The organism is Shimia abyssi, assembly GCF_003014475.1.
Classification (GTDB): Bacteria; Pseudomonadota; Alphaproteobacteria; order Rhodobacterales; family Rhodobacteraceae; genus Shimia; species Shimia abyssi.
The window spans coordinates 277,405-289,047 of sequence record NZ_PYGJ01000004.1 but is presented as its reverse complement, the minus strand read 5'-3'; the positions used below and the strand labels follow the sequence as shown (position 1 = coordinate 289,047).

Here is an 11,643-nt window from a genome sequence, read left to right as displayed (position 1 = left end):
GACCCTCGATAAATTGCGTCATCAACAACCTCCGTACCAAATACAGAAATTATACCATCAGTCCGGTCAGAATGGGGGAGTTTTCACACAGCCTCCGGACAAAACTGCCGTCGCGACACGGTTTTTTTCTAACCGCCATTCAACGCGAGGTGTTGTGTGTTATGCTATGTCACGCGCGACAGTCAGAGCGCTATTTAGACTGACGGGAGACCCTTAATGAATTTATTTGGTTTAGCTCATGCCGTAGCAAAGGCGGGAATAGTGTGCATCGCATCAGTCTCCATGGCATGGGGATGTACGGGTATCATGCTCTCAGGGCTGGATGGGAGCATCGTTCGAGCCCGGACTGCCGAATGGGGTCCTTTTGATCTGGAAACCAAGATAAACATTATTCCCAGTGGCTTCACTTATAGCGCGGGCGAGATGCCTGACGGGCAGGAAGGGGCAAACTGGTTCGGGCGTTTCGGAATGGTCGGTATAAGCATGTTGGACCACGGAGCGCCTGCAGATGGGCTCAACGAAGCGGGATTGAGCGCAGGGCTGTTTTACTTGCCTGGCTATACAGAATACCAAGAATATCTGCCTGAGCTTGCCAAAAACTCGATCCCTGGCGACTTGTTGGCCAGTTATGTCCTTTCTCAGTACGAAACCGTAGATGAAGCAGCAGCCGGGTTGGCAGACGTTCGCGTCGTTGGCGTGGTGGACGAGACGCTTGGATTTCCGTTTCCCTTTCATCTTTTGGTGGCGGACCGTTTCGGGGGACGCATTGTCATTGAATACATTGACGGCAAACTCACCGTTTTCGACGCGCCTCTCGGTGTGATTACAAACTCACCAAATTACGATTGGCACATGACCAACCTCAACAACTACGTGAACCTATCCGCCCTTGGGCTTCCTGCGGTTGAAGCTAGCGGGCTGACCTTTGCGCCACTGGGAGCCGGGAGCGGTATGATTGGTCTTCCGGGTGATTTCACTCCGCCTTCGCGTTTCGTTCGAGCAGTCGCATTTTCTCAAACCGCTCGCGAGACTGAAGGCGGATATGACACTGTGCGCGAGGCGTTTCGGATTCTGGATAATTTCAACATTCCGGCGGATGCTGCTGAAGGCGCACAAGACGATGTAAAATCTGACGACCTGCTGTACAGCGCAACTCAGATTACGACGGCTGCGGATTCCCAGAATCTGGTTTATTACTATCATACAATGTACGACAGAACCGTACACTTGGTTGACATGAAGCAGATTGATTTCGGAGCCATGGGCGAAGAGATGACCGTGTTTGAAACCAACGGTGATCGCAAGCCAACTTTAGTGAATATGACGCCGTCCAACTAACGTGTGCTCTCTTGGTTGCGGCTTCGGCCCGAGAAAGCCGCAGCCATACACACAGCGCTGTGAGCATCTTTCAATTTTGGGTTCCAAACCGGCTTGTCTGCGAAGTTCAATCCTGGCGGCTTTTTGTTTACAATGCCAGGCACAAGGTGTTTGACGACCAGCAAGAGAAGATAAGTCCCAAGACGGCTGCATTGGCCTGAACATGGCGCTCATAGGCTGAATCCGTCGGTCGTTCAGATTTTTTCATCTATTGCGTTGACTCGGGGAAAAACTGACCCTAGCTATACCGCCGTTAGCACTCGCCGATAGGGAGTGATAACGACTCCGCTGAGGAGTCAGGGAGCAAACTCAAGTTAGGGAAACCTAGACAATGGCATTTACACCTCTGCATGATCGCGTGCTGGTTCGCCGCACTGAAAGCGACGAAAAAACCGCAGGCGGCCTGATCATCCCCGATAGCGCCAAAGAAAAGCCCGCTGAGGGCGAGATCGTTTCCGTGGGCGCAGGCGCACGTGACGACGCTGGCAAGCGCGTTGAGCTGGACGTCAAAGCAGGCGACAAAGTTCTGTTTGGCAAATGGTCGGGCACCGAAGTCACCGTTGACGGTGAAGAGCTGCTGATCATGAAAGAATCCGACATCATGGGCATCATCGGATAAGCCAACAGGCTTACACGCGGCCGGATAGATCCGGGCCGCAGATGATTTTCCATACATTCTCTGAAAGAGGAATAACAAAATGGCTAAGGACGTAAAGTTCGACACCGATGCCCGCAACCGTATGCTGGCTGGCGTAAACATTCTGGCAGACGCCGTCAAAGTAACCCTGGGCCCCAAAGGTCGTAACGTGGTTCTGGACAAATCCTTTGGCGCGCCGCGCATCACCAAGGACGGTGTATCGGTTGCCAAGGAAATCGAACTGGAAGACAAGTTCGAGAACATGGGCGCGCAAATGGTGAAAGAAGTTGCCAGCCGCACCAATGACGAAGCGGGCGACGGCACCACCACCGCAACCGTTCTGGCGCAGGCCATCGTCAAAGAAGGTCTCAAGCAGGTTGCAGCTGGTCTGAACCCAATGGATCTGAAGCGCGGTATCGATCTGGCGACTGCCAATGTTGTTGCTGGCATCAAAGACGCGTCGCGCGAAGTTAAAGACAGCGACGAAGTTGCTCAGGTTGGCACCATCTCGGCCAACGGCGAAGCCGACATCGGCAACCAGATCGCAGGTGCGATGCAGAAAGTTGGCAACGAAGGCGTTATCACTGTTGAAGAGAACAAAGGTCTGGAAACAGAAACCGATGTTGTTGAAGGCATGCAGTTCGACCGCGGCTACCTGTCGCCTTACTTCGTGACCAACGCTGACAAGATGATCGCAGATCTGGACGACTGCATGATCCTGTTGCACGAAAAGAAACTGTCGAGCCTCCAGCCAATGGTTCCGCTGCTCGAACAGGTGATCCAGTCGCAAAAGCCGCTGCTGATCATTGCAGAAGATGTTGAAGGCGAAGCGCTGGCAACTCTGGTTGTCAACAAACTGCGCGGCGGTCTGAAAATTGCTGCTGTTAAGGCACCTGGTTTTGGCGATCGTCGCAAGGCGATGTTGCAGGATATCGCAATCCTGACCGGTGGTCAGGTTATCTCTGAAGATCTGGGCATGAAGCTTGAGTCCGTGACCATGGACATGCTGGGCACAGCCAAGAAAGTCGAGATCACCAAAGACGAGACAACCATCGTTGACGGTGCAGGCGAGAAAGCCGAGATCGAAGCACGTGTTGCTCAGATCCGCACTCAGATCGAAGAAACCTCTTCTGACTACGACCGTGAGAAGCTGCAAGAGCGCGTTGCCAAACTGGCAGGTGGTGTTGCTGTTATCCGCGTTGGCGGCATGACCGAAGTTGAAGTGAAAGAACGCAAAGACCGCGTTGACGATGCACTGAACGCGACCCGCGCTGCGGTTCAAGAAGGTGTTGTTGTTGGTGGTGGTGTTGCGCTGGTTCAGGCCGGTAAAGCACTGGAAACTCTGGAAGGTGCGAACGCTGACCAGAACGCCGGTATCACCATCGTGCGTAAAGCCATCGAAGCGCCTCTGCGTCAGATCGCCGAGAACGCCGGTGTTGACGGTGCGGTTGTTGCGGGCAAAGTCCGCGAGAGCGACGACAATTCGTTCGGCTTCAACGCACAGACCGAAGAGTATGGCGACATGTTCTCGTTTGGTGTGATTGACCCGGCCAAAGTGGTGCGTACTGCTCTGGAAGATGCAGCCTCGGTTGCTGGTCTGCTGATCACGACTGAAGCCATGGTTGCCGACAAGCCCGCCAAAGAAGGCGCGGCAGCCGGCGGCATGCCCGACATGGGCGGCATGGGCGGCATGGGCGGCATGATGTAAGGTTAAATTCCTGAAAGGAATTTGACCTTAAGCGACAGTGCATTGGCCCGTTGGGCCAGTGTCACGACAGCTTCCGCCAAGTCTAAGAGAGAGGTCACCTTTGGGTGGCCTCTTTTTCTTTGTGCGCGCTTCAAATGCGATCCGTGTCGTCGCCGCCTTGGCAAACCTTGCAAATGCCTGGCACGGACCAAATCAAAGACGCCCCGTTTGGAGCGCCTTTTTTGTGTCAGTCGTTCAAATTGACAGGTCTCGGTCTGGCGCGGTGCGCGAAGGCTGGGGTTATTCGGGGGGGGTCAAGGATTCGATAGAATCTACACTGAGGTGGACCCGGCTTCCTCTGATTTCCACGCTTCCCGTTCCCTTAATCTGGCAAAGGTCGCGTTTGTTCACCATGAAGCCATCGGACTCGCATTTGTCTTCGACAATTTCGCGGGTCTTGCGTCCCGCATCCATGGTCACGGGAAAGGCCTGACCATCGGCATCGTAGTACACGAAGGGGATGTCGTTGAGGCTGGTAGGATCATACCGGATGTGCCCTTCAAACACGACTTCGGTCAGGTCCAGTCGTTTCAAAAACGCCTCGAGTGTTTCTGCGGCCCCGCTGTTTGGAAAGAGCGCGAGGTTAATGACAATCAGTGGAATTCCAAATCGGATCATTGCTTTACCTCGTAAGTCACCAGTTTTCCACGTGTCGCGAACATCAGGATGCCAAGAATGATGGTCCCAAGAAACCATACGAACCAACCTCCGACAGCAAGTGCTCCGCCTCCGATAATGGCTCCGGTTGCGCAAGCTGCATCGATACAGTCGCCGGTAACGTCGTCGACCGCGCCGAAATTCGCAATAACGAGAACGATCATCGAATTCTGGAAAAGCCAGAAAGCAATTTGCTAGATTCTGCCAAAAAACCTCGACGTTGTTTGGTAACAGATGTTTTTTGTAGTGCCATATATTAACCCTGAAATATCTTAATAGATGAACACCTTTTACAATTTTATCGCTAAGATAATTCTATATGAAGTTTACACATTCTCAATCCCAGACAATGGACGTCAGTGGCCAAAAATTTGATCTGATTGGGTCGTCTCTGCGTAAATCTCTCAAAACCAAGCGGGGGACATGTCATGCAAACGAGGTTGCCGATCCGGGGGCGGGTTGTGATGTTGGCTTTGACAGTACTGTTGCCTTTGGCGATGGCGGCCAAGGCCCATGCGGATGTTGCGCCCGAAGTGGCTGCAACGCTGGGCCAGCCTGCTGAGCTGGGCAGCGGAGATTTTCGATGGTTGGGGTTCAAGGTGTATGAGGCGCAGCTTTATACCCAGCAGGGCAAGGGGTTTCGGTGGGAGCGACCCTTTGCCTTGCAACTGGACTATGCGCGCAAGGTGCGGGCGCGGGTATTGCTGAAAGCAAGTCTGGAAGAGCTGGAACGAATGGAGGGCGCCCGCGAGGATCACCTGGAGATTGGGGCGAAGCTTTCCGTGTGTTTTCGGGATGTGCGACCGGGAGACCGGGTGGTGGCCGCGCCGAAAAGTGCCGATCAGCTCGAGTTCTGGGTGAACGGCGCGCAGACATGTACGCTGCGCCACGCGGGTATTCGCGCCCGGTATTTGGGGATTTGGCTATCGGATCAGGCACGTGACCAATCACTGGCCAAACGGCTACGCGGAGCGGGCTGAGTGCTTCCGCGAATTGGTGTTTATGCCGCCATGCTGGCGGCCGCAGGCGTGCCGCTTTACATCCACCTGCCCCGTTTTGTGACGGTGGAGATGGGTTTGAGCCTTGGCACGCTGGGGGCCGTTCTGCTGGGCATTCGCATCATGGATTTTGCCCAAGATCCGGCTTTGGGGTGGCTGACGGATCGCCCCGGTGTACCAGTTGGAACATGGGCCGGGGTTGGGGCCATTGGACTGGCTGCTGGGTTTTGGGGACTATTTGGCATGGCCCCGCTTGGCGCACCGGTCGTTTGGCTGGTGGGTGTGCTGATGGTGATTTTCACGAGCTACAGCTTGTTGACCATTCTGTTTTACGCGCAGGGCGTGCGTTTGGTTGCGGCTGGTGGATCCGGCGCGCATTTTCGACTGGCGGGCGCGCGTGAGGCGGGCACGGTGGTTGGAATTTTGCTGGCTGCGATATTGCCAACCGCGTTGGGATATCAAGGGTTTGCCTTTGTTTATCTTGGCCTTGTGGTTCTGGCGACATTTGCCATGGCCCGGTTGTGGAGCCGGGGTAGCGCAAACCCAACACAAGGGATGGGTTTGCGCGCCATATTGAGTCACGCACGGATGAGATTTTTGCTGGCATTAGGGCTGGTCAATGCAATGCCTGTCGCGGTGACGTCGACGTTGTTCCTGTTTTTTGTAGAAGACCGGCTGGGGTTGACGGGCCAAGCAGGTCCGTTCTTGTTGCTGTTTTTTGCCTGCGCAGGTTTGAGCGCGCCGTTATGGGCCCGCGCGGCGCGCAGATGGGGTGCGCGACAAGTTCTTTTGGTGGGAATGTCGCTCGCGATTATCAGCTTTTTTGGCGTTGTGATGCTGGGGCCGGGGGCAGCGGCTGGGTTTGCTTTGGTCTGCTTCGGATCAGGGCTGGCGCTGGGGGCGGATATGGTGCTGTTGCCCGCACTTTTTGCGGTGGCGTTGGATGAAGAAGAATTGGAGGGCGGCGCCGGATTTGGTCTGTGGTCTTTGGTGACCAAGATGTCACTGGCGTTGGTGGCGGCGCTTGTTTTGCCGCTGTTGGATTGGGCTGGTTTCCAGCCAGGCATAGAGAATGATGCAGAGGCGCTTTGGGCGTTAACTTTGGGCTACGCGGTTTTGCCCTGCATCCTGAAAGTCGCGGCGGTGGCGCTGGTCCTTGCCCTGCCGCGCGAGGCACGCGAGACGTAACCGGACTTGCCCTCGGACGTCTCGCGTGCCAACTGATTTGTTATGCGCCTGTTTCTACTCTCAGCCCTCACCATGACCGCATTTGCGGCCAACTCTGTACTGAACCGCGCCGCCGTGGGCGAACTGGGCATGGACCCGGTTGTTTTTGGAACTATGCGGCTGGCGGCAGGGGCAGCCGTGCTGGGCATTTTAGTGGCAATGCAAGGGCGTGGCTTTGCATTAGGTGGGCTGGGCCGGGCCGTGGGTGTGGCGGGCTTGCTAATATATATTTTCGGGTTTTCAGGGGCTTATCTGGCTTTGGATGCGGGGCTTGGCGCGCTGATCCTGTTTGGCGTCGTGCAGGTCACGATGTTTGGCGGTGCGGTGATTGCGCGCGAAGAGGTGCCCGCACATCGCTGGATCGGAGCCGCCCTGGGCTTGTCCGGGTTGGTTTGGCTGCTTTGGCCCGGTGGCACGGTTGACGTGTCTTTCTGGCACGCGGTGATGATGGTTGGCGCTGGTATCGGGTGGGGCGTGTATTCGCTTCAGGGACGCAAGGAGAGGGACGCGACACAGGCCACTGCGATGAACTTTTTGTGTGCAGTGCCGATTGCGGCGGTGTTGGCAGTGGGATTGGCGGGGCCGGGCGCGGTGAGCGCAGGTGCTGTGGCGCTGGCTGTTGTGTCTGGTGGGATCACATCCGGTCTCGGATATGCGCTTTGGTATCAATTGATGCCTCAATTGGGCGCAAGCCGTGCAGCAGTGGCGCAGCTCAGTGTGCCCGTGATCGCTTTGGCGGGCGGAATGGCCACTTTGGGCGAACCTTTGACGCTGCGATTTGTTGGGGCGGCAGTGCTGGTGATTGCGGGCGTATTGGTGTCGATGCGGCGGTGATGCTCTTTCGCCCTGGCGGGCGTCATCGCGGTTTAACGATTGGCTCCAGGGGATCATAGAGCAGGTCACTGCCCCATGCCACGGCGGGCAGGCTATCGGGCTTGAAAGCGATTTGATCCATCTCCGCTCGTGAGAAAAAGCGCCGCTTGGAGACGATGTTTTCGGGATCTTGCCAACTGTCAGACAGTACGCCAGAGGTAATGGTGCAGCGGAAATAGATGTCGACCTGATGAAACGTGCCATTTGGATCGTGAAATTCGTTGACCAGACAGGGATCTCCCACAGCAACGGTCAGGCCGGTTTCCTCGTAAACCTCTCGCCTGAGATTGTCCGGCAACGAAGCACCTCGTTCCACGCCACCACCGGGCGCGCACCACAGGCTGCTTTGACCGGCTGGGTAGGCGTTGACCAGCAACAGGCGGTTATCTTGCACGATGAGCGCGCGGGCGGCGAGGCGGGGCGACGACATGGCTGCTTTCCGTAGGGTTTTGGCTTTTGCAGGGCGGCAGGAATGCCTAGGTATGGGATATGGTTCGATTTGCTTTCATATTTATGTGTCTTGGAACGGTTCTGCCCACAATGGCAAGGGCCGATTGCGTGGTTTTGTTGCACGGGTTGGCCCGAACAGAGGCGTCGTTTGTGCTGATGGAGGCCGCGCTGGAGCGTTTTGGCTATACTGTGGTGCGCCCGGGATATCCGTCAACACGCAAAGAAATCGAAACGCTGGCACGCGAGACATTGCCGGCCGCTGTGCAGCAATGCCGTGACAAAGAAGTGCATTTTGTGACCCATTCGATGGGGGGCATTTTGCTGAGGCTGTGGTTGTTGGACAATCGGCCCGAAAATTTGGGCCGCGTGGTGATGCTGGGGCCACCTAATAAGGGATCGGAATTGGTGGATGTGCTGGGGCAGCTGGAACCGTTTGACTGGATCAATGGCCCGGCAGGCGCGCAGCTGGGGACAGATGGTTTGCCGGTGGAACTGCCGCCAGTGGATTTTGAGCTGGGCGTGATCGCCGGTAACCGGTCGCTGAATCCACTTTATTCGGCGCTGATCGACGGCCCAGATGATGGAAAGGTTTCCGTGGAAAGCACCAAAGTGGCGGGGATGAAACAGCATCTGGTACTGCCGGTGACGCATACGTTTATGATGAACAATCCACTAGTGATCGCGCAGGTGCGTCTGTTCCTGAGCGAGGGCAGGTTTGATCCCTTTATGGAGTGGGGCGATGCGGCGGCGGCGCTGAGGGAAATTGATCTGTGGCGCAAGGGCGACTGCGACGAGGGTCAGTGCAAGGACAATCACGGTGATTGAATTTGATCTGGTGGGTGCAGATGTGCTGTGGCCCGAAGGGCTGATGCGTGCGCCTCTGGGTCTGTGCGCCGGGCGGATTGCCGCTGCAGGGGGAGGGCGCGAAGTCGATCTGAGCGGTTATTTGGTGCTGCCGGGGATTGTGGATATGCATGGCGACGGTTTTGAGCGGCATCTGGCACCGCGACGAGGTGTGATGAAAGACCTCGCGCCCGGTCTCGCATCGGTCGACGCTGAACTGGCAGCGAATGGGATCACAACGGCGGTACTGGCGCAATTCTGGAGCTGGGAGGGCGGTATGCGTTCTGCCGATTTTGCGCGCCGGTTTCTGACGGCGTTGGATAAGACAAGGATGCTCACAGATTGTCGCGTGCAGCTGCGGTTCGAGACACATCTACTGGACGATTATGCAGCGTTTGAAGAGACTGTGGCGGCTTATGATGTTGGGTATGTAGTGTTCAACGACCACTTGCCACATGCCGCACTGGAAAACGGCAAGCGCCCACCGCGCCTGACCGGGCAGGCCCTCAAAAGCGGGCGGAGCCCAGAGGCGCATCTTACACTGTTACAGGCGCTGCACGCTCGCCGCAGCGAAGTTGAGGCCGCGCTGGACGGGTTGGCGTCGCGACTCAATGCGCGTGGGGTGCTGTTGGGCAGTCATGATGATGCAACGGATGAAATACGCGCGAAATGGCGGGCGCGTGGTGTATCCATTTCTGAATTCCCCGAAACACAAAACGCAGCGGCGTCCGCCCACGACGGCAACGACGCCATCGTGCTTGGCGCGCCAAACGTGGTTCGGGGCGGTTCACATTCAGGCAATGCCGCGGCCAGCGATCTGGTGGGCGCGGGGCTGTGTGATGCCTTGGCGTCAGATTATCACTACCCTGCGCTGCGCCAATCCGTGCTGAGGCTGATCAACGAAGGTATCGTGACACTAGAAGCCGGTTGGGCGCTGGTGTCTTCACGCCCTGCCGAGGTGATGGGGTTGAGCGATCGCGGCAGTTTTACACTTGGAAAACGCGCCGACCTGATTGTGATGGAGCCCGAGACTGGTCGCATCGGCGCAACGCTTGTTGCGGGAAAAATCAGCTATCTTTCTGGGGATGTCGCGTCACGCTTTCTAAGTTAAAGCCTTTTCATCTTGCCAAGAAATACTTCGGGGGTGAATTTTGCCCGTCGGGCAAAAGAGGGGGCTGGCCCCCTCAACCTGCACACTTACCCAGCCTTGCCCTTGATGTGGTTCACATGCCCCATCTTGCGCCCCGGTTTGGTTTGCGCCTTGCCATAAAGATGCACAGCCGCATCGCGGGTCTTGAGCAATTCAGGTAAACGATCCATATCCTCGCCAATCAGATTTTCCATAACCACGTCGCCATGGCGTTGCCCATCGCCAAGCGGCAGACCAACAACGGCGCGAATGTGCTGTTCGAACTGATCCACGGCACAGCCATTCTGGGTCCAGTGCCCGGAATTATGCACGCGAGGTGCGATTTCGTTCACAATCAGACCCTGGCGCGTAACAAACAGTTCGACGCCCATAACACCGACGTAATCCAATGCGTTCAAAATGCGCGCCGCCAATAGAATGGCGTCAGTGCGCTGAGACGCGCTCAACCGTGCGGGCACCGTTGTGGTGCGCAGGATACCGGCTTCGTGTACGTTTTCGCCGGGGTCAAAACAGGCAACTTCGCCTGAAAGCCCACGTGCTGCAATGACCGAGACCTCGTGAGTGAAGTCGATAAAGCCTTCCAGCAATGCGGGGGCACCAGCCATATCGATCAATGCGGTTTCTGCATCTTCGGCTGATTTTAGGCGGGCCTGCCCCTTGCCGTCATAGCCAAAGCGCCGCGTCTTAAGAATCGATGGCGCGCCGATTTCGGAAACGGCAGCGATCATGTCTTCTGCGGATTCCACATTCGCAAAGGGCGCGGTGGCAAGGCCTAGCTCATTCAGAAAGGTTTTTTCGGTGAGGCGATCCTGGCTGATCCGTAGCGCCTCGCGGCCCGGTCGGATCGGGCGGTGCGCTTCAAGGATATCCAGAGCGGATGTGGGGATGTTTTCGAACTCATAGGTGATGACGTCGACGGACTTGGCAAAGGCGATAAGCGCGTCTTTGTCATCGTAGTTCTTTTGGAAATGGTAATTGGCAACGTGGCTGGCAGGACAGTCGCCACCAGGTTCAAAGATGCATGTCTTGTACCCCAGACGAGACGCTGCAACCGAGAGCATTCGGCCAAGCTGACCACCGCCCAGAATACCAATGGTGGATCCGAGAGGGAGGGTATCAGTCATCTTGGGGCTCATCTGGGATAGAGGCGGAAAGGGCTTCGCGCCACGCATCAAGGCGGGCGGCGAGATCAGGGTCTTGCAGAGCGAGGATACCTGCGGCCATCAGGCCTGCATTGGAAGCCCCGGCGGCACCGATTGCCATTGTAGCAACTGGAAATCCTTTGGGCATCTGCACGATCGAGTAGAGGCTGTCGACACCGGACAAGGCACGGGTCTGGACGGGAACACCCACCACGGGCACGCGGGTTTTGGAAGCCATCATGCCGGGCAGATGCGCAGCACCACCCGCACCTGCGATGATCACTTGCAACCCACGATCGGCTGCGGCTTTGCCATAGCTCCAGAGTCGGTCCGGGGTGCGGTGGGCCGAGACGATCTTGGCCTCATAAGAGATGCCCAGCTCATCAAGAATATCGGCTGCGAGTTTCATGGTGGGCCAGTCCGACTGGCTGCCCATGATAATGCCAACTTTTGCTGTTTCCGTCATATCCGCCTCTGCCAAAATGCTGAGCCGCTCTTATAGAGAATTGCTGCGTTTGCGCAATGCGGGGAAAGGTGTGGTC

13 protein-coding genes are annotated in these 11,643 nt (G+C 56.6%); 8 read left to right on the top strand and 5 right to left on the bottom strand.

The window, feature by feature from the left end:
* The first annotated feature begins 216 nt into the window (after positions 1–216).
* The 3 genes from CLV88_RS09960 to groL all read left to right on the top strand — a co-directional run bounded on the left by CLV88_RS09960 (position 217) and on the right by groL (position 3,722).
* Complete coding sequence (locus CLV88_RS09960) at positions 217–1,338, top strand: linear amide C-N hydrolase (RefSeq protein ID WP_106608233.1); 1,122 nt, start codon at positions 217–219, stop codon at positions 1,336–1,338.
* A gap of 370 nt (positions 1,339–1,708) precedes the next feature.
* Positions 1,709–1,996, top strand: a complete 288-nt coding sequence (locus tag CLV88_RS09955) for a co-chaperone GroES (RefSeq protein WP_106608232.1) — start codon at positions 1,709–1,711, stop codon at positions 1,994–1,996.
* A gap of 79 nt (positions 1,997–2,075) precedes the next feature.
* Positions 2,076–3,722 carry a chaperonin GroEL gene (groL, locus tag CLV88_RS09950; RefSeq protein ID WP_106608231.1) on the top strand — a complete coding sequence of 549 codons (1,647 nt, stop codon included), beginning with the start codon at positions 2,076–2,078 and terminating at the stop codon, positions 3,720–3,722.
* 279 nt (positions 3,723–4,001) lie between these two features.
* Here the strand turns inward: groL and CLV88_RS09945 are convergent, their stop codons facing one another.
* Together CLV88_RS09945 and CLV88_RS09940 are read right to left on the bottom strand one after the other, a co-directional pair.
* Positions 4,002–4,379, bottom strand: coding sequence for a hypothetical protein (locus tag CLV88_RS09945; RefSeq protein WP_106608230.1), 378 nt, complete (start codon positions 4,377–4,379; stop codon positions 4,002–4,004).
* Positions 4,376–4,582 carry a hypothetical protein gene (locus CLV88_RS09940; RefSeq protein ID WP_106608229.1) on the bottom strand — a complete coding sequence of 69 codons (207 nt, stop codon included), beginning with the start codon at positions 4,580–4,582 and terminating at the stop codon, positions 4,376–4,378. Before CLV88_RS09940 ends, CLV88_RS09945 begins: the two co-directional genes overlap by 4 nt.
* A gap of 264 nt (positions 4,583–4,846) precedes the next feature.
* Between CLV88_RS09940 and CLV88_RS09935 the strand changes: the two genes are divergently transcribed.
* From CLV88_RS09935 to CLV88_RS09925, 3 genes are read left to right on the top strand one after another with little or no spacing between them, the layout of a single operon-like run.
* On the top strand, positions 4,847–5,398 hold the full coding sequence (locus CLV88_RS09935) for a chalcone isomerase family protein (protein WP_106608228.1): 552 nt from the start codon (positions 4,847–4,849) through the stop codon (positions 5,396–5,398).
* On the top strand, positions 5,399–6,604 hold the full coding sequence (locus CLV88_RS09930; RefSeq protein ID WP_106608227.1) for an MFS transporter: 1,206 nt from the start codon (positions 5,399–5,401) through the stop codon (positions 6,602–6,604). It abuts the gene before it with no gap.
* Between the two features lie 42 nt (positions 6,605–6,646).
* Positions 6,647–7,477 carry a DMT family transporter gene (locus CLV88_RS09925; protein ID WP_106608226.1) on the top strand — a complete coding sequence of 277 codons (831 nt, stop codon included), beginning with the start codon at positions 6,647–6,649 and terminating at the stop codon, positions 7,475–7,477.
* Between the two features lie 22 nt (positions 7,478–7,499).
* Here CLV88_RS09925 and CLV88_RS09920 read toward each other — a convergent pair whose 3' ends face one another.
* A complete protein-coding gene (locus CLV88_RS09920; protein WP_106608225.1) occupies positions 7,500–7,946 on the bottom strand; it encodes an NUDIX domain-containing protein in 447 nt (148 codons plus the stop codon).
* Positions 7,947–8,005: 59 nt separating this feature from the next.
* On the opposite strand from CLV88_RS09920, the gene CLV88_RS09915 reads away from it, so the two are divergent.
* Both CLV88_RS09915 and CLV88_RS09910 read left to right on the top strand, forming a co-directional pair.
* Entirely contained in the window at positions 8,006–8,791 is a 786-nt protein-coding gene (locus CLV88_RS09915; protein WP_106608224.1) for an esterase/lipase family protein, read from the top strand.
* Positions 8,784–9,920: an alpha-D-ribose 1-methylphosphonate 5-triphosphate diphosphatase gene (locus CLV88_RS09910; protein ID WP_341477156.1), complete on the top strand. Its 1,137-nt coding sequence runs from the start codon at positions 8,784–8,786 to the stop codon at positions 9,918–9,920. The genes CLV88_RS09915 and CLV88_RS09910 overlap by 8 nt, the downstream gene beginning before the upstream one ends.
* An 86-nt stretch (positions 9,921–10,006) precedes the next feature.
* Here the strand turns inward: CLV88_RS09910 and CLV88_RS09905 are convergent, their stop codons facing one another.
* Together CLV88_RS09905 and purE are read right to left on the bottom strand one after the other, a co-directional pair.
* Entirely contained in the window at positions 10,007–11,083 is a 1,077-nt protein-coding gene (locus CLV88_RS09905; RefSeq protein WP_106608223.1) for a 5-(carboxyamino)imidazole ribonucleotide synthase, read from the bottom strand.
* The gene (gene purE, locus CLV88_RS09900) at positions 11,076–11,567 is read right to left on the bottom strand and encodes a 5-(carboxyamino)imidazole ribonucleotide mutase (protein WP_106608222.1); all 492 of its coding nucleotides are present in this window, start codon (positions 11,565–11,567) and stop codon (positions 11,076–11,078) included. Before purE ends, CLV88_RS09905 begins: the two co-directional genes overlap by 8 nt.
* Positions 11,568–11,643: the final 76 nt, after the last annotated feature.